Genomic DNA, 22392 nt, shown 5'->3' with positions numbered 1-22392 from the left:
GTTGAGAATGGTTAACGGTAAGATTGTAGAATTTCATATCTTTAAATTAATTTAATCTAAAATCTTCCAGCCATGAAGAAGCTATTATTCATTATTTTCATCTCAACAGGTATTTTCACATTTGCTCAGCAAGCAGATAAAGAAGCTTATATCAAAAAAGAAAGCATCGGTGGCAAGCTGGATTTCTCAAAGAGAATTGAAGAGAAATATAGTGATGCGCCTTTCATCAAATTCGGTGAGACTTTGTACAATAAAAAAGATTTTACCGTATTAATTTGGGCTGCGAATGTAAGAACAGTGGGTGTCGAATCATTTGATCAGGCTGCTAAGCTTTGGGAAGAGATCAATAAAAGAAGTTTAACAGAAGCTGAAAGAAAAGCTTTAAAAACAGGATTTGAAGCTAAATTTTAAATCAAGAAAATTCACTTGCACATTTTTTGTTGTAGCAAAAGCCTAATCTCAAAATGGCAACAATGAAAAAACTATTTTTAATTTCAGGTTTCATAATGATTATTTCCTGTAAAAAAGAAAATCAACAAAAGACTGTCGGAAATTCTTTTCCGGAAGACAGTTTAAACATACATTCAAATGTAGATTCTCTACGTTCAAAAAATAATCTAAGTTCAATTGACGGAATAAAAAAAGAATACGGTCTTGTCAATTCAAAACTCACTGCAAAGATATTAGATTCTGCCAGTTTTAAGTTTGAATGCGATGAAAGATCCGGTAATGTTGTTTATTATTCTGAAAAAGGAATTTTAAAAGCAATCAAATATTTCACGGCTGACAGTCATTTTTCTTCGGTAGAAAAATATTTCATTAGTGATGATCAGCCATATTTTGTATTCAAAGATGAGACAGTCTGGAGTTTTGATGGTGGTTCACCAGAAAAACCTGAAACAAAAGATGATGTTACACAGCAGCGTATTTATCTTTCAGACAACAAAATCATCCAGTGTTTAGAAAAGAAGTTTACGATAAAATCTAGCGCTGCAAACAGACCAAATCCTGACACTATTCCTAATAAAGAAAATAAGAATTGTTCTTTGAAAGAAGTTCAGGATACTTTTGCATTACTGATTAAAAATAAAGATAAGAAAGGCAGCACAAAATGTCTTTAAATAAAAAAGTGGCTTCGAAATAATCGAAGCCTCTTTTTTTATAGTTTAAAAACTGAAAATTATACTTTCATAATTTCAGCTTCTTTCGTCTTAAGATGATCATCGCACAATTTCACGTGCTTGTCGGTAAGCGCCTGAATTTCTTCTTCTACACCTTTGATCGCGTCTTCAGAAACACCTTCCAGTTTCTTCAGTTCTTTGATACCGTTTTGTCTGGCGTTTCTTACAACGATTTTTGTATCTTCAGTTTCTCCTCTAGCCTGTTTAGCCAGTTCTCTACGTCTGTCTTCTGTTAAAGGTGGTACGTTTAGAATGATATTTTCACCATTATTAGATGGGGCAAAGCCTAAATTTGAATTAATAATTGCTTTTTCTATCGCTCCAATGGCAGTTCTATCCCAAGGTTGAATAGAAATTGTCATTGCATCGGGCACAGAGACGTTAGCAACCTGATTAAGAGGAGTCGGAGCACCATAATATTCTACCATTACATCCTGCACCATGTTTGTAGATGCACGGCCTGCTCTGATTCTTTGAAATGCATGATCCAAGTGCTTTATAGCTGCTTCCATATCATGTTTTACAGATTCTACAATAAGATCTAATTCTTCCATTATATAATAAAAATTTGATAAGTTACACATGAATAAATATCAGCAAAAAGTAACACTTTTACTTTTTGCTTATTATCTTTTTATTTTTTTAAATATTCACTAAAGTTCCAACAGATTCTCCTTCCACAATCTTCACCAAATTACCATCTTTATTCATATCAAAAACGATGATTGGCAATTTATTTTCATGGCTTAATGTGAAAGCCGTCATATCCATTACTTTTAGATTTTTTTCGAAAACTTCGTCGAATGACAGTGAGTTATATTTTACAGCATTTTCGTTTTTCTCAGGATCGCTGTCGTAGATTCCGTCTACTCTTGTTCCTTTTAAGATAACATCGGCATCAATTTCGATCGCTCTTAAAGTTGCTGCTGTATCAGTTGTAAAATAAGGATTTCCTGTTCCTGCTCCAAAGATCACAACTCTACCCTTTTCAAGGTGTCTTACGGCTCTTCTTTTGATGAAAGGTTCAGCTACTTTATCCATTTCGATAGCAGATTGCAGTCTGGTTTTGATTCCTGCATCTTCCAAAGCTCCCTGTAATGCCATACCGTTAATTACAGTGGCAAGCATTCCCATATAGTCGCCCTGTACTCTATCCATTCCCGCTGCAGCTCCTGCTACACCACGGAAAATATTTCCTCCTCCAATTACGATCGCAATTTCGCAGCCTAGATCAACTACTTTTTTAATTTCCTGAGCATAGTCCATCAGTCTTTCGGGATCAATACCGTACTGTCTGTTCCCCATCAGTGCTTCACCACTCAGTTTTAGAAGGATTCTTTTATATTTCATCTTTAAATTTATAATAGTTTTTGAGAATTAATTTCCTCAGAAATTAACTTTGCAAATATAATCATTAAAAATATTGAAAAAAGAAAAATATTTAATAGTAAATAATGTTCTAAATATTTTGATAAGTACGAAAAAGGATTATTTTTGCATTAATTAACTACTGATTTGAAGAAAGTTCTAATTTTTTCACTATTTCTTTCGGGAATTGTTTCATTTGCACAAACTGGAACAAATGTATATCCGTTTCTAAATATTCCGGTTTCTGCAAGACAAGCTGCTTTAGGCGGTGATGCGATTACCATGAGAGATCATGATGTTTCTTTCGCCATTGCCAACCCTGCTTTATTGAATAAGGAGTCTGACAAACAGCTTTCTGTAAACGCAACTGCTTATTTGGCAGATTCGAAATACGGTACCATCGCTTTTGCCAAAGATCTTGAGAATGGCCATATGGTAACAGTGAATGCCCGCTATATGAGCTACGGAAATATTCCGAGAACAGATGACAGTGGTTTTGAAATGGGAGAATTCTCAGCGTCAGATGTTGCAGTTGGCGGTGGATATGCTTATCAGTTTGAAGAAGATTGGACTATCGGTGGTGGTTTAAATTTTATCACCTCAAAAATAGATACTTACACATCTTCTGCATTAGCTGGAACTCTTGGGGTAACCTACCATCCGAAACAGAGCAAAGAAGTAGTTTCAGTTGTATTAAGAAACTTCGGTTATCAATTTAAATCATTCAACGGCGAAAGAGAAAACCTTCCGTTCAGAATCGATTTGGGGTACACAAAAATTTTAAAAGCCTTTCCTTTAGCTATTACCATAACTGTTCACGATTTGCAGGAATTTGATATTTCTTCAGAATTAAATGTAAACGGACAGGAAGTGAATGTCGGGCGTAAAATCGCAGATCATTTTTCTTTGGGCGCAGAACTTTTCCCCGAAAAAAATTTCAACTTCAGAATTGGTTACAATGTAAGAAGAGGAAACGAATTGGCCGTTGCCGATCAAAGAAATTTCTCCGGATTATCTGCAGGTTTCGGACTTAAGGTTTCAAAATTCCGAATCGATTATGCACATGTGAGATATCACAATTCCTCAAACGTCAATCAAATTGGAATCTCGGTAGATCTTAGCAGTCACAGAGGAGAATAGTTTATATCCAGACTTTAACCTCATATCTTTAATATTAATTTTATTGCGTGAAATTTAAACTTCTTCGAAGTTTATACTCTGTGAATAATTGTCGGTTTTGATTTCATTTCGCTTGCAACTTCGTCTTAAATATCACCATTAAAAAATTGTAATTTCCAGGTTTTAATCTTAGATTTTTGTTGAATTTTTCAGAATTTTTTTTCACATTTGTAGTATGAAAAAACCAGTGATAGCGATTGACGGATTCTCTTCTACAGGAAAAAGCTCTATTTCAAAAATTATTGCCGAGAAATTAGGAATTGTACATTTAGATACCGGAGCTTTATACCGTGGCATCACCTGGTTTGCACTTCAGAACTGCCTCAATGAAGATCAAACGATAAATCTTGAACAGTTATTTGACTCATTTTCACTGATTGAACTTGAATTTAAGAACGACAATGGTGAACTTGTTCTTTTTCTTAATCATATTAACATCTCAAAAGAAATCCGTTCTAATGAGGTTTCCGACAATGTAAGTCTGATTGCAAAACAGAAGGAAGTAAGAGATTTTCTTTTACAGTCGCAACGCAATCTGGCAGAGAAAGGAGGAATTATCATGGATGGCAGAGATATTGGCACAGTGGTTCTGCCAAATGCTGACTTTAAATTTTTTCTGACTGCCAGCATCGAAGAAAGAACCAAAAGAAGATATCAGGAACTGTTAAGTTTAGGAATTGAGGCTGACGAGAAACAGGTTAAACAAAACCTTGTTGCCAGAGACAAAATTGACAGCGAAAGGGAAATTGCGCCTTTAAAGCGGGCAGAAGATGCAATTGTGATTGATAATACGATGCTTACTAAGAAAGAGACAATAGAAAGCATACTGACACATTTAAAAAATTAACAATTTTATGCGTCAAAATCACCATTTGGTATATTAATTGTAACATTTGAACTATAAAAATATTTATTAATAATTTAAAAAAAACAAGGAATGGCTAGAAAAGAGAATAATACAGCAGGTATTTTAGCGGGACTTCTTGCAGGTGCAGCAGCAGGAGTAATTTTAGGAATGTTATATGCTCCTGAAGAAGGTAAAGAAACCAGAAAAAAAATCAAAACAAAAGCTAACGACCTTAAGGAAGAAGCTAAAAACAAATACGGAGAAGTTTCTGAAAAAGTAAAAGATCAGTATGGAAACATCTCTTCTACTTTCAAAGAAACAGCTAGCAACGTAGCTCATACTGTAAAAGATGGTTACGATAAGTATAAAGATCAGATTGTATCTAAAACTACTGACATTGTAAAAGATGTTGAGACAGGATTGAATGATCTAAAAAGATAAACTCATTTTAAATAAAATGATAAAAGGAACTTTGACCAAATTGAAGTTCCTTTTTTTGTAACTTCTAAAAAAAAACAATGATAGAAACTATAAAAGAATATGCATCAAAGCGAATAGATTTGCTGAAAATTCAGGCAACAGAAAAATCATCAATTTCTGCCGGAGTTGTCGCTTATCTGGTTATTTTATTAGTTGCTTTTGCTTTTTTTATTATCCTCTTTAATTTTGGACTTGCATTTTTTATTGGTAAACTCTTAAATAATACTTCGTACGGATTTCTGATCGTCGCTGCATTTTATTTGCTGATAACTTTAATAGTTGTTACCTTTAAAAAACGCATTATAAATGTTATCGCAAATAAAGTAATCGAATTTTTAAATCACTAATTATGAGCAGAAATTACAGTAGTTTGGAAGAGCTGAGAAGAAAGAAAAAGCTTTTGAAAGGTGAGATTGAAGATTTGGAGGGTTTATTGACATTCAAAAATACCAAAGAAAGCTTAAGCGCATTTACCAATGGTCTTACTGATCAGTATCTGAAAGAAAAAATAGATGAAGACGGCGAAGAAAAAACAGTTCTGCGAGGCGATGTTATTGCTAAACAACTGACTTCCGAAGTTAAAGATTTGTTTCTGAACAAAAATACTGCGATGGGGATTGCCGGAAGCGCTTTTAAAGGCGATGCAATGGATACCGTTGTAAAGCTTGCAGTTACTGCCTTTGTTGCCAATTACGCAAAGAAAAATATGCGCAGTTCAAACTGGAAAAAGAAAATTTTAGGAGCCGTATTGATATACGTCGCTCCGATGGCTTTAAAATTCGTGAGAACAAAACTGGAAGCCTATCAAAAAAGTAAAAGTGTATCCAGTATGGAACAACTTATATGAGTTTATGGAGTTTTAGAATTGGAAAATTTTAGAATAAATAATAAAACTAATTAGTCCAAATCTAAAACTCTATCACTCTTCTGTACTGAAAAGTTGTCCCAAAATAATTCCGGCCGCCATTGATACGTTCAGACTTTCTGTCGACTGCGATTTTCCGAATCTCGGAATTGAAATTTTCTGGTGAAGTAATTTTTCTGTTTCGTCACGCATACCTTTTCCTTCATTTCCTAAAATCAAATTAAGCTTTTTAGGCTTTTGAAAAGAATAGATATTTTCTCCATCCATATCTGTTCCTACATTTGTATTCCCTGTTTCAGCCAGATATTCGGTCAGGTTACAGTACACCATATTTACTCTTGTAAACGATCCCATACTTGCCTGTATCACTTTTGGATTATAAAAATCTACTGTGTCATCACTGCAAATAATCTGTTCGATCCCAAACCAGTCAGCAAGACGAATAATAGTCCCAAGATTTCCAGGATCCTGAATTCCATCTAAAATCAACTGAATATTCTGATCTTCCCATTTTAACTCATGTTTCAGTTCACACACTGCGACAGAATCTTTAGGATTTTGTAGAAAACTGATTTTTTTTAGTTCATTTTCAGTTATTTGATGAATAATTGTGTCCTGAAAATTTAAATTTTGAGGATTTGTAGAAAATATTTCTTTAATTTTAAAGTTAGAATTGGGAAGTTCGGAAATTATTTTATTCCCTTCAACCAAAAACAAATTGTATTTTTGCCTGAACTTCTTTTTATCCAAAGACTGTAAAACTTTTATTGTATGAGCTGTAAGCATTATAAGAATTCTCCTCAAAAATATTACAAAATTATATCATTCGCAACAGCTGTTGGTTTACTGTATGCTTGTAGTACAACAAAAAAAGTTCCCGAAGGAGAGTTTTTGCTGACAAAAAACAGATTTGAGTTTGAGGATAAGAAAGAATTCTTTGATGAAGAACTGAAGGATTATGTGCAGCAAAAGCCGAATAAAAAACAGTTTTTGTTTATGCCCTTAAGTCTTCTTCTGTACAATGCTGCCAATCCTAAATATGATACTGTTTTTACTGAATATATGACCTACCCCAGTGAGATGAGAAATCAGAAGCTGAGGGATTCACTGTTTATAAAATACAATATGCAGAGCAGTGTTGGGAAAAGTCTTTTGATGGACAGAATTCTTCACAACTGGGGAACTCCCCCTTCTATTCTTGATCAGACGAGGACCGAGAAAAGTGCTGAGTCTATCGAAAAAAGGATGACGTACAGAGGATATTGGGATTCTGAAGTAAAATTTAAGCATGACATAGATTCTACGGCAAAAAAAGCGGCTGTTACTTATTTCATTAACCATAACAGTCCCACGATGATCAAAGAATATTACTACAATATTCCTGATTTGGGGATTAAAGGTCTATATCAGCAGAAGATACATGAAACGCTTGTAAAATCGCGTAAAGTTCTCGATCAGACCGTTCTTGAAAAAGAAGTTACAAGAATTAATGACGTGATGAGAGAAAATGGTTATTACCGTTTTAATAATGGTAATAATGAGGTTTTCTTCGTTGCAGATTCATTAAAGGACAGAAAAAATGTTCCGCTGACACTGGAAATTCATAAAGATTCTGCAGACACTCCGTACAAGGTTTCCACTTTCGGAAATATTGATGTTGCAATCGTAGATGAGCCAGGAGATTTTGGCAGAAAAACGGTAAAAGACAGTCTTAGGAGAATCCGATTTCACAAGATGAATGAGAACTACAAGACCAACTCACTGTGGAGAGCCATCATTGTCGACAGTAAGACTGTATATGATCAGAAAACGCTGGATCTTACGAAGAGAAATCTTTTGGCGATGAATAATTTCAGTATTCTTAAAGCTAAAGATTCATTAAGACAGGGCGGAGCAATTGCACCGAATGACAGTATTATCGATGTTCTTTATTTATTAAAACCACTTCCTAAATATGAAGTGAAAGTGGGTACAGATATTAATTATTCTCAGCTTCTGAATCTGGGAATTTCACCATCTGTGGACCTGACGACCAGAAACGTATTCAGAGGTGCTGAAAACCTATCTACAAGCCTTTCCGGAACGTTTGGTTCGATCCGAAATCCTAAAAATTTAGATAAGAGAATTTTAGCTTACGAAATCTCTGCGCAGGCATCATTGAGTTTTCCACGTCTCTTACTTCCATTTAATTATTATAAGCTGATTCCTAAGCGATACACGCCTACATCTTCTATAGTGCTCGGAACTTCCATACAGAATAACATTGGTTTGGGAAGAGTGAATTTCAATACGGGATTAAACTACTTTGCCAACGTAAATGATCAGTCGTCTCACAGATTGACTTTGTTCAATACTCTCTTCAGTTTAACCAAAAATAAAGACAGTTATTACGATTTCTTCCTGAATGACAATATCATCAGAGAAGATATTTTTAATGATTATTTTGGATACAGCCCTGCAACAAAGCAACTTTTTGATTCCGGTGCTCTTACGAGAGATCAGGTGTCAGAACAGATTATCAACGACCAGGAATATGCAGCCAGTCTTACGCCTGAGAAAGCCGATAAGATGCTTCTGCCATTTTTGGGGACGCTTGTCAACAAAGACAGACAGACGCAGGATGTTATTATTTCATCAATGATCTATAATTTTATTTATAATGAAATCGGGAAAAAAGAATATCCCAACGCATTTTATTTTAATGGAAAAGTAGAATTGGCGGGTAACATTCCAAGTATTTTTAATCAGAAAAGAGATGATGGTGGTGGAATTCTTAGAAGCCCGGAGCGAACTATTTTTGGAATACCTTACGCACAGTTTGTGAAATTTGATTTTGATGTAAGAAAATATTTTAAGTTTAACGGTAATCAGACTTTAGCACTACGTCAGTTCATCGGTATTGGAGTTCCTTATGGGAATTCATCTTCAATGCCATTTGTTAGATCTTATTTCAACGGAGGGTCTAATGATATCCGTGCATGGGTTGCGTTTGGTGGTTTGGGACCGGGAGGTTCTCAGGTTGACGAAAGAGTGAGAACATATCTTATGGGTAATATTAAACTTACAACCAATTTAGAATACAGAATTCCTTTTAATGATATGTACGAAGGTGCAATTTTCACTGATATCGGAAACATTTGGAATACAGATAACAGTGGTTTTGGTGATCAGTTTAAGTTTAACAGATTCATCAGAGAAATGGGTGTAGGAAGTGGATTTGGCTTAAGGGTAAATGTTGCCTATATAACTTTAAGAGTCGATCTCGCCTACAAAATTTACGATCCCAATAAACCTGATGGTGAAAGATGGAGATTTGATAAAATTCAGCCTTTAAAACCCACTTTAAATATTGCCTTCGGATATCCGTTTTAATCCGGAGAGATTCCCAGAACGAAATAGACTACAGCAACCACGCGGGCAAGAATTTCTCTCGACTGGTTTCTGTAGAAACTTTCAGGTTTGTTGACATCCTGTGCATCGAAACCTAAAGCATTCATATTGTTATTTCTGGCAAAGAACAATGCCCGGAGATTATGGAAACCCTGCGAAACGATAATTACATTTTTCTTCCTGTAAACATCTTTGCAGCGTAGAATGCTTTTATACGTATTAAAACCTTTTGGGTCTTCAATAATAATATCTTCCGGAACACCTTCCTGATAAATGAGATAATTTTTCATCGCAGCGGGCTCGTTATAGCCTTTGCTTTTCTCACCACTGACAATAATTTTTTTGATTTTTCCGTGATGATACAGTAAAGCTGTGGCGTCCATTCTTTTTGTAAAATACGGATTGGAAACTCCTGATCTCATTCTCGGGGAAGTCCCCAGAACCAAGGCAATTTCGCGGGGAGGAATTTTTGAAATCTTATTGTAGGTTCTACCGTTAGTCAGCCCAAAAACCCAGATATTACAAAGACATATCAACAGAAAGACCAGTTCTATTGATGATATTATCAGTTTAAATATGTTTCGGATGATTCTCAATTGAAATCAAAGTTAAGCTTTATTTTCTTAGTTTTTGCTATTGACATGCAAGCCAAAATTTTACCCTGTAACTCTTCTTTTTCGGTAAGATATTCATTTTCTAAAAGTTCAACCTCTCCTTCCTCCAAAGTACATTCGCAGCTCCCACAGATACCTGATTTGCATGAATAGGGAACAGAAAAATTCTGAACCAATAATTGCTGAAGAATTTTTTCACGGTTGTCAGGAAGTTCAGTATGATATTCTTTGCCAAACATCTTAAAATCTACCTGTACATTTTGTATCAGAGGAAATTCTTTTTCTACAGGATAAATATCATCATTAAACTCTTCAAAAAGTTCAAAATGAATATTTTTTTTTGGAATTCCGTGGTGATAACAGGCATTTGCCAGAGTTTTGATCATTTCTCCCTTGCCACAAATCAAAACCTCGTCTACAGCATCCCAAATCGTAGATTCTTCGTCGGTGTCGTCTAAGTGCAGGATCTGATTGATGATTAAATTTAATTTTTTTTCATCAAGTCTTCCATAAAAAAAATGATCTGAAGTTTTTTCCTGAGAATAAAAATAGAAAATCTGCAGTCTGTTACCATATTGCTGAATAAGATCATTCAGAAGTCCCCGATACATAAGCTCTTCCGAACTTTTATTTCCTAAAAACAGGTAAAGTCTCGTTCTGGGTTCTTTATGTAAAATATTTTTGAAATGGCTTAAAATAGGTGTGATCCCTATTCCACCGGCAAATCCAACTATCGTTCTGAATTCACTGGGCTTAGAAACCAATGTAAATCTTCCGCTCGGTTCACTTACCAGAAGTTCATCACCAGGATTGTAATTCTCGTACAATTGAGATGTCGCTCCGTTTGAAGATGCAACCTTTAACCCTAAAGATATTTTTTCCTCATATGGCGCAGAGGTCATAGAATAATCATTGATCACATCTTCACCATGAGATTTGAAATTTATGCTGACATACTGGCCTGCTTCAAACTTAAAAGTATCCTTTAAATTAGCAGGAATTTCAAACTCCAGCGAAAAAGTATTTTTGGTCAGGTCTTCCTTTTTAGCTATTTTTAGGCGGTGAAACTGCGTTAGTTTTCCTTTATAGATTAGTTGTTCCATTCTTCAATTCAAAAATAGATAAAAAATAAATACGAAATTACATTGATGGTATTTTCTTGCAAATAAAACCGGTACTGAATAACCATCGTATATTTTCGTTTAAGATATTATCCTGATGAATTCGCCGTCTTAAAAACTTCGTGAGAAAACAAAAACCAGCGATCATTTAAAAAATAAATTTACTTATGAAAAAGATACTTTTGTCAACACTTTTAGCAGCAACTCTTATCAGCTGTAAGAAGGAAGCAGAAAAAACGGATGATAATACTACTGTTGTAAACGATTCGACAGCAAAACCAACACCTGATCCCGCTCCCATAACGGCATCTCTAAAAGCTTTAAGTCCTCAGCAAACCACCGACTTTCTGCAGACTAAAAACGATACTTTATATGTAACTAACTTCTTTGCAACTTGGTGTGGCCCTTGCGTTCGTGAAATTCCTCATTTTAAAGATAAAATAGCAGAATTGAAAGGACAGCCCGTGAAAATCACATTTATTAGCCTAGATTCAAAAAAGGTATGGAATTCTGAAGTTCCAGCTTTTGTAGATAAACAGGATATCAGAAATAATACAATCTTATTAGATGGCGATGAGCTTGACCAAACATTTTTTAAAAATAATTTTAAAGAATGGAAAGGTGACGCAATTCCATTTACGTACATGAGAAAAGGCGAAAAAACAGATGAATATTTAGGAATGATGACATCAGATCTTTTGAATTCAAAAATAAATTCTTTCATTAAATAATTCTCTTCGGAATTCGTTTCACTCATGTCAAAAAAATTTAAGATTCTGTGTTTACTATTAATTATCGCAATTGTATTAACAGCGGTGATTAATCTGAACACAGGATTTTTAAGTTTAAATCTGAACGACTTTTTTTTTAACTCTGAAAACGGCCAAATCGCTGAAATCAGAGTAAACCGTGTTTTGGTCATGCTTCTGGCAGGAATATCAATTCCGACTTCTGGATTTCTAATGCAGGAATATTTTCAGAATCCGCTTGCAGGACCAGATATTTTAGGGATTACATCGGTTGCCAGTTTGTCTGTTGCATTTTACATTTTCTTTTCACACAGCATTCTGCTTCCGGAATTTTTGCAGAACAGTTTTTTAAGTTTATCCGCAATTGTCGGAAGTTTACTTTTAATGCTCGTGTTGCTGTCGATGTCAAATAAATTTCAGGACAAATCATATTTAATCATTTTTGGGTTTTTAATTTCCGCTTTTGCCGGAGCAATTGTTTCTCTGTTGCAGTTCTATGCAGAAAATCAAAGTCTGAAAAATTATATTTTATGGTCTTTCGGAGCCAATAATATGGTTTCAAGAAATCAAATTATAGTACTTTCAATTTTAGTTTTTATTGGAATTTTATTTTGTTTTAAAACGATAAAACCTTTGATTGGAAACTCACTGGGAAACTCTTATGCTCAAAGTTTAGGGGTGAATCTGAACCATTTAAAACTGCTGATTATTGTGACCTCTTCCCTACTTTCAGCATCCATTACAGCTTTTTTAGGGCCTATTTTATTTATTGGAATTATCGTTCCACACTTTTGCAGATTGATTTATAATCCGGCAAAGCTGTGGCAACAGTGGATCTTAAATATGTTTTTGGGAATGTTAATGATGTTGCTGTTTTCAATTGCTGCTGAAAAAAGTCAAATTCCTTTGAATGTCATCAGTTCAGTGTTTGGAATTCCTGTAATTTTAATGATGCTTTTGAGGCAGAATAAAATTTGAAAGTGAATTGTTAACGAGTCAATAGTGAATTTTTTAAATCTCCTGCAGATTTTGCAGATGATGTATCTGTTTGAAATATTTTAATTTAATTTCTGAAAAATACGTGCACATTGTCTTTCCGTAGAAATGTAAAGTAATTTTACGAAGAGATTTTCATTATGACAAGATAATAAGCAGATGAATGCCAGAATAATATATAAGAAATTATTTATTGCTAATATACTTTTGTTCGCATTTAGCGTGGCATTTCTGGAATATTCAAAACTGTTCAGAATGAGCATGGATAAGCATTGGATTTACTCCTTTGGTCATAGTTGGTGGTTTATGATTGGAATACCTGCAGCATTTTTGGGATCATTAATTTTAGGGATTTTAAGTTTAGTTGATATTAAAGAACATAAATTTTTGTACTTTACTTTTAGTCTTGTCCCTCTTATTTTATTTGTTACTTTTATTTCTATTTAACCCATGCACCTACAAATCAACCAAGCCACTATTGGCTACGACAAAATCCTTATTTCAAATGCCAACGCATCCTTGAAACTGGGTGACGTTTGCCTGCTGATCGGAAATAATGGTGTAGGAAAAACTACTTTAATCAAATCAATTCTGCATCAGAATGCTTTGCTGGAAGGAGAAATTTTTATTAAGGATAAGAACGTAAAAGATCTGTCTGTAAAAGAAATTGCCGAAAATGTAGCCATCGTTTTTTCCAAAGCAACTATTCCGCAGAATTATACCGTTGAAGATTTGATTTCTTTAGGGAAATATATTTATTATCCTTTTTATTTTGAGTTAAACAATGCAGACAGAAAAGAAGTTTCGAACATTATTGATGACTTAGATTTAACACAATACAAAAATACACCGCTCAGAAATCTATCTGACGGTAATCTTCAAAAAGCTTTCATAGGAAGAGCTTTGACACAAAATTCGTCCATGATAATTCTGGATGAGCCAACAACTCATTTAGATGAAAAAAATAAAATTATCATTCTTAAAACTCTTAGAAAATTGGCTAAGGAGCAGAATAAACTGATCCTCTTTTCTTCACATGACTGGCGTTTGGCTAAGGAATTTGCAGACAAAATCTGGTATATTAAAGATAAGAATCTATTTTCAGGAATCGTGGAAGATGTTTTACTTCAGCACGACGAATTAACCAATGTTTCTCTGTTTCAGGTCAATGAAAATTTTGTTGCCCCATCCATCAAATCTCCGCAGCTACAAAAAGAAATGTTATGCTCCTTATTGCAGAAAAACTTTCAGAGGGATTTGTCATCTTTTAATTTTGCTCTCAATGATTCAACTTGGGAGATTTTTCACGAGCAAAAATTGTATAAATGTGAATCTTTTGAAGAAATTGTTAAATTAATCTCAAAGCTTCATTAAATCAGTATTTTATTTATCTATTCCATATACTATGCATGCATAGTATTATGCTAATCATACATTTTAATTAATTGTAAATCAAATTGTTAATAAATTTTAACAATCAATAATACTATGCATGCATAATATTTGCTACATTTGAATAAAGCCGATTAACAAAAATATGATGGATAATAATAAAGAAAAAACAGAAAATGTTGATCTTATTTTGAAGCAGACCTGGTTAGCTGTTTCAAAAATGTATACTGAGCTTGCACAGGAGCATGATTCTACAGCAGTTCAGGCACTTACACTTCTTAAAATTGATCCTAAAGAAGGAACCAGAAGCACTAATCTCGGTCCCAAAATGGCAATCGAGCCTACTTCTCTTACCAGAATCATTAAACTTCTCGAAGATAATGGGTATATCTATAAAGAAAAAACGACAACCGATAAACGCGAGGTAATTATTAAGCTTACTGATAAAGGTTTAAGTTCAAGAAATATGTCTAAAGAAGTGGTAGTTAATTTCAACAAGAAAGTGATGGAAAAGATTGCACCTGAGAAATTAGAAACTTTTAAGGAAGTTATGACTGAAATTATGAAAATTGCTGCAGATTTAAACAACAGAAAATAAAATGAAACCGAGAGGTTTTTTGAAATTATACATATAAAATCAAATATAAATGAAACCGAAAGGTTCCATTTCACAAAAAATAATAAATAATATCTAAATGAAAAGACGAATCAAACACGTAACGGTTTTAGGTTCCGGAATTATGGGAAGCGGTATCGCTGCGCACTTTGCCAATATTGGCGTGCAGGTTTCACTGCTTGACATTGTTCCGTTTGAATTAAATGAAACCGAACAGAAAAAAGGTTTGACGAAAGAAGACAAAGCTGTTCGAAACAGAATTGCTTCCGAAAACTTTGAAAAACTGAAAAAAGCAAGTCCGGCACTACTCTATTCTCCGAAATTTGCGGAGAGAATTAAAGTTGGAAATTTTGATGATGATTTACAGAAAATTAAAGATACCGACTGGATTATTGAGGTTGTCGTTGAAAAACTCGACATCAAAAAATCTGTTTACGAAAAAATCGAACAGTTTAGAAAACCGGGAACTTTGGTTTCATCCAATACATCCGGAATTCCAATCAATATGTTGGTGGAAGGACGAAGCGATGATTTCAAAAAATATTTTGCAGGAACTCACTTTTTCAATCCGGTAAGATATTTACCATTGTTAGAAGTAATTCCAACGAAAGAAACAGATCCGGAAATTGCCGAATTCTACATGAATTACGGAGCTAAATTCTTAGGAAAAACTACTGTTTTAGCAAAAGATACTCCTGCATTTATCGCCAACCGAATCGGAGTATTTTCAATGATGGATTTGCTGCACAATGTTCAGAAATTAGGTTTAAATGTATCTGATGTTGATAAATTGACCGGTCCGGTTATCGGCCGCCCGAAATCTGCAACTTTCAGAACTGCTGATGTTGTTGGTCTGGATACTTTGGTGATGGTTGCGAATGGCGTTCGTCAAAGTGGCGCTGAAGCAAATGATTTCAATAATGTTTTCGCCCTTCCTGAGTACATTCAGAAAATGGTAGATAACAAATGGCTGGGTTCGAAAACCGAGCAAGGCTTCTACAAAAAAGTGAAAGGTGCCGATGGAAAATCTGAAATTCACGGATTAAATCTTGATACTTTAGAGTATGAACTTCAGGGCAAATCTTCTTTTCCAACTTTAGAATTAACGAAAAATATAGACAAACCGATTGACCGTTTCAAAGTTTTAATTGGTGGAAAAGATAAAGCCGGCGAGCTTTACAGAAAGTCTTTAGGTGCCTTGTTTGCGTACGTTTCTCACAAAGTTCCTGAAATTTCTGATGAAGTTTACAAAATCGACGATGCAATGAGAGCTGGTTTCGGTTGGGAAAATGGTCCTTTCGAAATCTGGGATGCAGTCGGCGTTGAAAAAGGAATCGAACTGGCAAAAGAAGCCGGTTACGAAGTTTCGGATTGGGTGAAAAATGTGGAATCATTCTACAAAATAAACGAGGATGGACAAAGCATTTTCTTCGATAAAAACTCAGGAAACTACAATAATATTCCGGGTCAGGAATCATTTATCATTTTAGATAATATCAGAAAAAACAAGACGCTGTGGAGCAACTCAGGTTCTTCGATTGAAGATTTGGGAGACGGAATTATCAACTTTGAAATCCGCTCTAAAATGAATTCTTTAGGTGGTGAAGTTCTGGATGGATTAAACCGGGCCATCGATTTAGCCGAAAGAGAATACGACGGATTGGTGATCGGAAACCAGGGAACGAATTTCTCTGTTGGAGCCAATTTAGCAATGATTTTAATGATGGCCATCGAGCAGGATTGGGATGATTTAAATATGGCAATTGCATATTTCCAGAAATCAATGATGAGAGTTCGTTATTCTTCAATACCTGTCGTAGTCGCTCCTCACGGAATGACTTTAGGCGGTGGTTGCGAAATGACGATGCACGCAGACCGTGTTGTTGCAGCTGCAGAAACTTACATCGGATTGGTAGAAACCGGAGTCGGTGTAATTCCTGGCGGTGGCGGAACGAAAGAATTTGCTTTGAGAACTTCCAGAGAATTTCACAGCGATGATGTGAAAAACAACCGTCTGCGTGAAGCTTTCATGAATATTGCAATGGGAAAAGTTGCCACTTCGGCATACGAAGCTTACGATATGGGAATTCTTGAAAAAGGAAAAGACATCGTAGTTGTTGACAAAAGAACGCAGATCATGACCGCAAAAATGATGGCGAAAAGTTTGGCAGAGCACGGCTACACGCAACCGATCGAACAGACTGTAAAAGTTCTTGGAAAAGATGCTTTAGGAATGTTCTATGTCGGGACTGATCAGATGTTGACCGGTAATTTCATCTCCGAACACGACAAGAAAATCGCAGATAAATTAGCCAACGTATTAGTAGGTGGAAATCTTTCCGAACCAACAGTTGTGACCGAACAGTATTTATTGAATCTTGAGAGAGAAACTTTCTTACAGCTTTGTGGAGAGAGAAAAACTTTGGAGAGAATTCAGTTTATGTTGCAGAAAGGAAAGCCGTTGAGAAATTAATTTTTTGTACAAAGTAAAAAGTATTAACGTAAAATGTATTTGCTATGCACAATTTCAGACATTTAGAAGTTTGGAAAAAATCTATTCAACTCTGTAAAACGTATTATTTCTTTTCAAAAGAATTTCCGAAAGATGAATTATTTGGTCTCACATCTCAATCCAGAAGATCATTGTATTCGATCCCATCGAATATTGCTGAAGGAGCTGGAAGAGATACAAATGCTCAGTTTTCACATTTTTTAAATATTGCTTTAGGTTCTTCTTTTGAGTTCGAAACACAGATAATTATTGTAAATGAATGTGAATTTTTTCCACAGGAAAAATTCGAAATTGTTCTTACTGAAATTCAGCATATACAAAATATGATTATTAAACTGAAACAAGTTTATTCAAGTTAAAACTTTTAAAAATACATTGTACTTTATACATAAATACATATTACAATTATGAAACAAGCATACATCATAAAAGGGTTCAGAACTGCCGTTGGAAAAGCGCCAAAAGGTAGTTTAAGATTTACGCGTCCCGACGTAATGGCAGCAACCGTCATCGAGAAACTCATGGCAGCCGTTCCGCAATTAGATAAAGACAGAATCGATGATTTAATCGTTGGAAACGCAATGCCAGAAGCTGAACAGGGCTTAAATGTGGCACGTTTAATTTCTTTGATGGGATTGAACACCGACAAGGTTCCAGGAGTGACTGTGAACAGATATTGCGCTTCTGGAAGTGAAGCGATTGCGATTGCTTCGGCAAAAATTCAGGCTGGAATGGCTGATTGTATTATTGCAGGCGGTACAGAATCAATGTCATACATTCCGATGGGTGGTTACAAACCAGTTCCTGAAACTGAAATAGCAAAAACCAATCCCGATTATTATTGGGGAATGGGATATACTGCGGAAGAAGTTGCAAAACAATTTAATATTACCCGTGAAGAGCAGGATCAGTTTGCTTTTGAATCGCATCAAAAAGCTCTGAAAGCAAATCAGGAAGGTCGTTTTGCAAACCAAATTGCATCCATTCCTGTAGAATATAATTTTTTGGATGAAAACCAGAAAATGCAGACTAAGAAATTCGATTTTTCTGTAGATGAAGGTCCGAGATTAGATACCTCTCTGGAAGGTTTGGCTAAATTGAAACCAGTATTCGCTAACGGTGGAAGCGTAACTGCAGGAAACTCTTCTCAGATGAGTGATGGTGCAGCTTTCGTTATCGTAATGTCTGAAGAAATGGTCAAGGAATTAGGATTGGAGCCAGAAGCAAGATTAGTTGCTTATGCTGCAGCAGGTCTGGAACCGAGAATTATGGGTATGGGTCCTGTTTATGCGATTCCAAAAGCTTTAAAGCAGGCAGGTTTGGAGTTGAAAGATATTGAATTGATTGAGTTAAATGAAGCCTTTGCTTCTCAATCGGTTGCTATTAAAAAAGAACTGAACTTAAATCCAGATATCTTAAACGTAAACGGTGGAGCAATCGCTCTCGGACATCCGCTTGGCTGCACCGGAACAAAATTGACCGTTCAGCTTCTTGACGAAATGAGAAAACGCGGAAATAAATATGGAATGGTTTCGATGTGCGTGGGAACCGGACAAGGTGCGGCTTCAATATTTGAGCTTTTGTAAATAAACTCAGAGAAATTTTTTTAAACTAAATATGTTAACCAATTCGTCATTAATTTCTGAAATTAAAAGCATCATTTCTCAATCGAGAGATCAGGCGATTCGTTCGGTAGATTATCAGCGAACATTGATGTATTGGCATATCGGACAAAGAATTTTTGAAGAAGAGCAAAACGGAAAAGAGCGTGCTGAATATGGAACTTATCTTATAAAGTATTTATCAGAACAGCTTCAACCTGAATTCGGAAGTGGTTTTTCTCGTCGTCAGCTTGAAAAATACAGACAGTTTTACAGGGTCTTCCCAATTGCGTCCGCACTGCGGACGCAATTGAACTGGACTCAGTATAAGCTACTTATATCCATTGATGACGAGCATAAAAGGGAATATTACATCGCAGAATCTGTCAAAAATAATTGGTCGGCCAGACAGATGGAAAGACAAATCAACAGCAGTCTCTATGAACGGTTGTTGCTGAGCAATGATAAAGAAAGTGTTTTAGCCATTGCAAAAGGTGAATTGATTCCCAACGAACCATCTCAAATTATTAAAGATCCTATGGTTTTAGAATTTTTAGGATTGAAAAAGGAATCAGCGTACTACGAAAAAGATTTTGAACAGGCGATTATTACACACTTACAAGATTTTTTGCTGGAACTTGGGAATGGTTTCTCATTCGTTTCAAGGCAAAAAAGAATCCATTTGGATGGGGACGATTTTTTTATTGACTTGGTATTCTATAATCGACTGATGCAGTGTTTTGTAATCTTTGAAATCAAAACTCACAAGCTCACACATGAAGATTTGGGACAGTTGCAGATGTACGTAAATTATTACGATAGAAAAGAGAAACTAGAGCATGAAAATAAAACAATCGGGATATTACTGTGTGCCGACAAAAATAATTCTCTGGTGAAATTTACTTTGCCCGAGGATAACAAAAGTGTTTTGGCAAGTAAATATCAATTGTATTTGCCCACGGAGAATCAAATTTTAGAAGCTTTGAAAACTGAATTTGATGAATTTAATGATAATCAATAAAGTTATAAAACTTTCCGACTGTCTGTGGCGTGTTGACATTTGCAGCCCGACTTGAACGGAGCTCTTTTTGTGAGGAGGTACGAGCGGGAATGGAAGGCATAAATGAGAAAAAGCGAATTCTTTATCGAAATTTACGAACGAAGTTCAAAGCTGCCCATATAATAAAAAATTAAAAAAAATAAATCATATGTCAAATTTAAAAGGCGGAGAATTTCTGATTAAAGAAATTCCTGCAAACGAGATTTTTAGTCTCGAAGAACTTTCAGAGGAGCAAAAAATGCTCCGTGATTCTGCGAAAGAATTTATCGACAGAGAAGTGATTCCTCATCATGAGCGTTTTGAGAAAAAAGATTATGCTTTGACGGAAGAAACAATGCGTAAACTTGGTGAAATGGGACTTCTGGGAATTACAGTTCCTGAAGAATATGGCGGTATGGGAATGGGATTCGTAAGCACGATGCTGGCTTGTGACTATGTTTCGGGAGGAAATGGATCATTGGCTACAGCTTACGGAGCTCACACAGGAATCGGAACACTTCCTACTCTGCTTTACGGAAGTGAAGAATTAAAAAAGAAATATCTTCCGGATTTAGCAACCGGAACAAAATTCGGAGCTTACTGTCTTACTGAGCCGGATGCAGGTTCTGATGCCAATTCGGGAAAAACAAGAGCGAGACTGTCTGAGGACGGAAAACATTACATCATCAACGGACAGAAAATGTGGATTTCAAATGCCGGTTTTGCAGATACTTTCACTTTATTCGCCAAGATCGATGACGACAAAAATATTACAGGTTTCGTCATCAACCGTTCTGAACTCGAAAACCCTGAAAGTCTGTCTTTTGGTGAGGAAGAGCACAAACTGGGAATCCGTTCATCATCTACGCGTCAGGTTTTTTTCAATGATATGAAAGTTCCTGTAGAAAATATGTTGGGTGAGAGAAACAACGGTTTTAAAATCGCTTTGAATGCATTAAATGTAGGCAGAATTAAACTCGCTGCCGCCAACCTTGACGGACAGAGAAGAATTTTAAATCATTCTATTCAATATTCAAACGAGAGAAAACAGTTTGGGGTTTCTATCTCAACTTTCGGAGCCATCAGAAAGAAAATTGCTGAAATGGCGACAGGAGTTTTTGTAAGTGAAGCAGGATCATACCGTTTGGCAAAAAATGTTGAAGATAAAATTGCAGAATTAGTTTCAGGCGGAATGGATCATCAACAGGCTGAACTGAAAGGTGTTGAGGAATTTGCAGTTGAAGCATCTATTCTTAAAGTTTATGTTTCAGATTTAACCCAAAACACTGCTGACGAAGGGATTCAGATCTATGGAGGAATGGGCTTCTCAGAAGACACTCCGATGGAAGCTGCATGGAGAGATGCAAGAATCGGCAGAATTTACGAAGGAACTAACGAAATCAACAGACTTCTGGCAGTTGGAATGTTGATTAAGAGAGCCATGAAAGGAGAATTAGACCTACTTTCTCCAGCGATGGCAATTTCTAAAGAATTGATGGGAATTCCAAGTTTTGAAGTTCCTGATTATTCTGAATTGATGAGTGAGGAAAAAGCGATTATTGCCAATCTGAAAAAAGTTTTCTTGATGGTTTCCGGAGCTGCACTTCAAAAATTCATGATGGATATTGAGAAACAGCAACATTTACTGTTGAATGCTTCAGAAATTTTAAATCAAATCTACATGGCAGAATCTACAATTCTTAGAGCTGAAAAACATTTCGCTGCCGATTCTGTAGAAGTTGCGATGGCTCAGCTGAATCTTTACAAAGCCGTAGAAAAAATCATCGTTGCCGCCAAGGAAGGAATTATTTCTTTCGCAGAAGGCGACGAACAGAGAATGATGCTTTCTGGTTTGAGAAGATTTACGAAATATACAAATAACCCGAACGTGGTGGCGTTGACTGAGAAAGTTGCGGCGCATTATATTGCAAAAGGGCATTATTAATAATTAGCATTAGTACAAAAACGCTCCTAAATATAAAAAAAAGATCCCGGACAATTTCGGGATCTTTTTATTGATTAAATTTCTTTTTGACCGATCTCATTGATCTCATTGAAATTTTCTTTTGGGTTTACACCGTACTGATTTCTTCCAGGAGTTCCTTCAGTAGCATTTAAAATCAATAACCAAATTCCACCTATGATTGGAATCAGAGAGATTAGTATAAACCAACCGCTTTTGTCAACATCGTGTAATCTCCGTACAGAAACTGCCAAACCTGGAATAAATGTTGCCAAACCATAGATCAAATAGATAAATCCATAAGGAACTTCAGGAGCAAATTTCAGTCCTAAGAGGTTATCTAAAACTGCGGCTGCGATTGCAAAAATAATATTGAATAAGAGATACATCCAGTATTCTGTTCTTCTTGCCCTTCCGTTAAAATCTGCGTACTGTTTCAGTACTTTTAAATACCATTTCATGTTTAAGTTTTTAATTGT

The 22392-nt window shown here is 35.4% G+C and carries 24 protein-coding genes; 18 read left to right on the top strand and 6 right to left on the bottom strand.

Going from position 1 to position 22392, the window contains the following annotated elements:
• Positions 1-72: 72 nt before the first annotated feature.
• Positions 73-411, top strand: a complete 339-nt coding sequence (locus OMO38_RS01630; RefSeq protein WP_264748505.1) for a hypothetical protein — start codon at positions 73-75, stop codon at positions 409-411.
• Between the two features lie 62 nt (positions 412-473).
• Complete coding sequence (locus tag OMO38_RS01625) at positions 474-1121, top strand: hypothetical protein (RefSeq protein ID WP_264748504.1); 648 nt, start codon at positions 474-476, stop codon at positions 1119-1121.
• 59 nt (positions 1122-1180) lie between these two features.
• Here the strand turns inward: OMO38_RS01625 and frr are convergent, their stop codons facing one another.
• Both frr and pyrH read right to left on the bottom strand, forming a co-directional pair.
• Positions 1181-1735: a ribosome recycling factor gene (gene frr / locus OMO38_RS01620; protein WP_264748503.1), complete on the bottom strand. Its 555-nt coding sequence runs from the start codon at positions 1733-1735 to the stop codon at positions 1181-1183.
• Positions 1736-1823: 88 nt separating this feature from the next.
• Positions 1824-2531 carry a UMP kinase gene (pyrH, locus tag OMO38_RS01615; RefSeq protein WP_264748502.1) on the bottom strand — a complete coding sequence of 236 codons (708 nt, stop codon included), beginning with the start codon at positions 2529-2531 and terminating at the stop codon, positions 1824-1826.
• A gap of 165 nt (positions 2532-2696) precedes the next feature.
• Between pyrH and porQ the strand changes: the two genes are divergently transcribed.
• From porQ to OMO38_RS01590, 5 genes are all read left to right on the top strand, one after another.
• Positions 2697-3689 carry a type IX secretion system protein PorQ gene (gene porQ, locus OMO38_RS01610; protein ID WP_264748501.1) on the top strand — a complete coding sequence of 331 codons (993 nt, stop codon included), beginning with the start codon at positions 2697-2699 and terminating at the stop codon, positions 3687-3689.
• Between the two features lie 214 nt (positions 3690-3903).
• Positions 3904-4575: a (d)CMP kinase gene (cmk, locus tag OMO38_RS01605; RefSeq protein WP_264748500.1), complete on the top strand. Its 672-nt coding sequence runs from the start codon at positions 3904-3906 to the stop codon at positions 4573-4575.
• 90 nt (positions 4576-4665) lie between these two features.
• Positions 4666-5016 (top strand): YtxH domain-containing protein, encoded by a 351-nt coding sequence (locus OMO38_RS01600; RefSeq protein WP_047443998.1) that lies wholly within the window; start codon positions 4666-4668, stop codon positions 5014-5016.
• 77 nt (positions 5017-5093) lie between these two features.
• Positions 5094-5402 (top strand): phage holin family protein, encoded by a 309-nt coding sequence (locus tag OMO38_RS01595; protein ID WP_264748499.1) that lies wholly within the window; start codon positions 5094-5096, stop codon positions 5400-5402.
• A 2-nt stretch (positions 5403-5404) separates the two neighbouring features.
• Positions 5405-5902, top strand: coding sequence for a phosphoribosyl-ATP pyrophosphatase (locus OMO38_RS01590; RefSeq protein ID WP_264748498.1), 498 nt, complete (start codon positions 5405-5407; stop codon positions 5900-5902).
• 72 nt (positions 5903-5974) lie between these two features.
• Here the strand turns inward: OMO38_RS01590 and OMO38_RS01585 are convergent, their stop codons facing one another.
• Positions 5975-6706 (bottom strand): TrmH family RNA methyltransferase, encoded by a 732-nt coding sequence (locus OMO38_RS01585; protein ID WP_264748497.1) that lies wholly within the window; start codon positions 6704-6706, stop codon positions 5975-5977.
• Here OMO38_RS01585 and tamL point away from each other — a divergent pair.
• Positions 6692-9292, top strand: a complete 2601-nt coding sequence (tamL, locus tag OMO38_RS01580) for a translocation and assembly module lipoprotein TamL (protein ID WP_264748496.1) — start codon at positions 6692-6694, stop codon at positions 9290-9292. The genes OMO38_RS01585 and tamL overlap by 15 nt on opposite strands.
• Here tamL and OMO38_RS01575 read toward each other — a convergent pair.
• Entirely contained in the window at positions 9289-9906 is a 618-nt protein-coding gene (locus OMO38_RS01575) for a SanA/YdcF family protein (protein WP_264748495.1), read from the bottom strand. The two genes, tamL and OMO38_RS01575, sit on opposite strands and share 4 nt — an antisense overlap.
• The gene (locus OMO38_RS01570; RefSeq protein ID WP_264748494.1) at positions 9903-11027 is read right to left on the bottom strand and encodes a ferredoxin--NADP reductase; all 1125 of its coding nucleotides are present in this window, start codon (positions 11025-11027) and stop codon (positions 9903-9905) included. The genes OMO38_RS01575 and OMO38_RS01570 overlap by 4 nt, the downstream gene beginning before the upstream one ends.
• Before the next feature lie 185 nt (positions 11028-11212).
• Between OMO38_RS01570 and OMO38_RS01565 the strand changes: the two genes are divergently transcribed.
• The 10 genes from OMO38_RS01565 to OMO38_RS01520 all read left to right on the top strand — a co-directional run bounded on the left by OMO38_RS01565 (position 11213) and on the right by OMO38_RS01520 (position 21895).
• Positions 11213-11776 carry a TlpA family protein disulfide reductase gene (locus OMO38_RS01565; protein WP_264748493.1) on the top strand — a complete coding sequence of 188 codons (564 nt, stop codon included), beginning with the start codon at positions 11213-11215 and terminating at the stop codon, positions 11774-11776.
• A gap of 24 nt (positions 11777-11800) precedes the next feature.
• A complete protein-coding gene (locus OMO38_RS01560) occupies positions 11801-12772 on the top strand; it encodes a FecCD family ABC transporter permease (RefSeq protein WP_264748492.1) in 972 nt (323 codons plus the stop codon).
• Between the two features lie 177 nt (positions 12773-12949).
• Positions 12950-13237, top strand: coding sequence for a hypothetical protein (locus OMO38_RS01555; protein ID WP_264748491.1), 288 nt, complete (start codon positions 12950-12952; stop codon positions 13235-13237).
• 3 nt (positions 13238-13240) lie between these two features.
• Entirely contained in the window at positions 13241-14164 is a 924-nt protein-coding gene (locus tag OMO38_RS01550) for an ABC transporter ATP-binding protein (RefSeq protein ID WP_264748490.1), read from the top strand.
• 166 nt (positions 14165-14330) lie between these two features.
• Complete coding sequence (locus OMO38_RS01545) at positions 14331-14780, top strand: MarR family winged helix-turn-helix transcriptional regulator (RefSeq protein ID WP_264748679.1); 450 nt, start codon at positions 14331-14333, stop codon at positions 14778-14780.
• 97 nt (positions 14781-14877) lie between these two features.
• Positions 14878-17271 (top strand): 3-hydroxyacyl-CoA dehydrogenase/enoyl-CoA hydratase family protein, encoded by a 2394-nt coding sequence (locus OMO38_RS01540; protein ID WP_264748489.1) that lies wholly within the window; start codon positions 14878-14880, stop codon positions 17269-17271.
• Positions 17272-17315: 44 nt separating this feature from the next.
• Entirely contained in the window at positions 17316-17669 is a 354-nt protein-coding gene (locus tag OMO38_RS01535; RefSeq protein ID WP_264748488.1) for a four helix bundle protein, read from the top strand.
• 48 nt (positions 17670-17717) lie between these two features.
• The gene (locus OMO38_RS01530; RefSeq protein WP_264748487.1) at positions 17718-18896 is read left to right on the top strand and encodes a thiolase family protein; all 1179 of its coding nucleotides are present in this window, start codon (positions 17718-17720) and stop codon (positions 18894-18896) included.
• Positions 18897-18927: 31 nt separating this feature from the next.
• Positions 18928-19932 (top strand): PDDEXK nuclease domain-containing protein, encoded by a 1005-nt coding sequence (locus OMO38_RS01525; protein ID WP_264748486.1) that lies wholly within the window; start codon positions 18928-18930, stop codon positions 19930-19932.
• Positions 19933-20119: 187 nt separating this feature from the next.
• A complete protein-coding gene (locus tag OMO38_RS01520) occupies positions 20120-21895 on the top strand; it encodes an acyl-CoA dehydrogenase family protein (protein ID WP_264748485.1) in 1776 nt (591 codons plus the stop codon).
• A gap of 74 nt (positions 21896-21969) precedes the next feature.
• On the opposite strand, the gene OMO38_RS01515 is transcribed toward OMO38_RS01520, so the two are convergent.
• A complete protein-coding gene (locus OMO38_RS01515) occupies positions 21970-22374 on the bottom strand; it encodes a DUF805 domain-containing protein (RefSeq protein WP_264748484.1) in 405 nt (134 codons plus the stop codon).
• Positions 22375-22392: the final 18 nt, after the last annotated feature.

The sequence above is a fragment of the Chryseobacterium kimseyorum genome (genome assembly GCF_025971945.1).
GTDB classification, from domain to species: Bacteria; Bacteroidota; Bacteroidia; order Flavobacteriales; family Weeksellaceae; genus Chryseobacterium; species Chryseobacterium kimseyorum.
Note: the sequence above shows the minus strand (reverse complement) of the source record. Positions and strands in the feature narration are given on the sequence as shown.

What these genes read in the sequence shown, in the direction of transcription:
- OMO38_RS01630 (WP_264748505.1), top strand. Translation starts at nt 73, where the DNA reads ATGAAGAAGCTATTATTCATTATTTTCATCTCAACAGGTATTTTCACA.
- OMO38_RS01625 (WP_264748504.1), top strand. Translation starts at nt 474, where the DNA reads ATGAAAAAACTATTTTTAATTTCAGGTTTCATAATGATTATTTCCTGT.
- frr (WP_264748503.1), bottom strand. Translation starts at nt 1,735, where the DNA reads ATGGAAGAATTAGATCTTATTGTAGAATCTGTAAAACATGATATGGAA.
- pyrH (WP_264748502.1), bottom strand. Translation starts at nt 2,531, where the DNA reads ATGAAATATAAAAGAATCCTTCTAAAACTGAGTGGTGAAGCACTGATG.
- cmk (WP_264748500.1), top strand. Translation starts at nt 3,904, where the DNA reads ATGAAAAAACCAGTGATAGCGATTGACGGATTCTCTTCTACAGGAAAA.
- OMO38_RS01600 (WP_047443998.1), top strand. Translation starts at nt 4,666, where the DNA reads ATGGCTAGAAAAGAGAATAATACAGCAGGTATTTTAGCGGGACTTCTT.
- OMO38_RS01595 (WP_264748499.1), top strand. Translation starts at nt 5,094, where the DNA reads ATGATAGAAACTATAAAAGAATATGCATCAAAGCGAATAGATTTGCTG.
- OMO38_RS01590 (WP_264748498.1), top strand. Translation starts at nt 5,405, where the DNA reads ATGAGCAGAAATTACAGTAGTTTGGAAGAGCTGAGAAGAAAGAAAAAG.
- tamL (WP_264748496.1), top strand. Translation starts at nt 6,692, where the DNA reads ATGAGCTGTAAGCATTATAAGAATTCTCCTCAAAAATATTACAAAATT.
- OMO38_RS01585 (WP_264748497.1), bottom strand. Translation starts at nt 6,706, where the DNA reads ATGCTTACAGCTCATACAATAAAAGTTTTACAGTCTTTGGATAAAAAG.
- OMO38_RS01570 (WP_264748494.1), bottom strand. Translation starts at nt 11,027, where the DNA reads ATGGAACAACTAATCTATAAAGGAAAACTAACGCAGTTTCACCGCCTA.
- OMO38_RS01565 (WP_264748493.1), top strand. Translation starts at nt 11,213, where the DNA reads ATGAAAAAGATACTTTTGTCAACACTTTTAGCAGCAACTCTTATCAGC.
- OMO38_RS01560 (WP_264748492.1), top strand. Translation starts at nt 11,801, where the DNA reads ATGTCAAAAAAATTTAAGATTCTGTGTTTACTATTAATTATCGCAATT.
- OMO38_RS01555 (WP_264748491.1), top strand. Translation starts at nt 12,950, where the DNA reads ATGAATGCCAGAATAATATATAAGAAATTATTTATTGCTAATATACTT.
- OMO38_RS01550 (WP_264748490.1), top strand. Translation starts at nt 13,241, where the DNA reads ATGCACCTACAAATCAACCAAGCCACTATTGGCTACGACAAAATCCTT.
- OMO38_RS01545 (WP_264748679.1), top strand. Translation starts at nt 14,331, where the DNA reads ATGGATAATAATAAAGAAAAAACAGAAAATGTTGATCTTATTTTGAAG.
- OMO38_RS01540 (WP_264748489.1), top strand. Translation starts at nt 14,878, where the DNA reads ATGAAAAGACGAATCAAACACGTAACGGTTTTAGGTTCCGGAATTATG.
- OMO38_RS01535 (WP_264748488.1), top strand. Translation starts at nt 17,316, where the DNA reads ATGCACAATTTCAGACATTTAGAAGTTTGGAAAAAATCTATTCAACTC.
- OMO38_RS01530 (WP_264748487.1), top strand. Translation starts at nt 17,718, where the DNA reads ATGAAACAAGCATACATCATAAAAGGGTTCAGAACTGCCGTTGGAAAA.
- OMO38_RS01525 (WP_264748486.1), top strand. Translation starts at nt 18,928, where the DNA reads ATGTTAACCAATTCGTCATTAATTTCTGAAATTAAAAGCATCATTTCT.
- OMO38_RS01520 (WP_264748485.1), top strand. Translation starts at nt 20,120, where the DNA reads ATGTCAAATTTAAAAGGCGGAGAATTTCTGATTAAAGAAATTCCTGCA.
- OMO38_RS01515 (WP_264748484.1), bottom strand. Translation starts at nt 22,374, where the DNA reads ATGAAATGGTATTTAAAAGTACTGAAACAGTACGCAGATTTTAACGGA.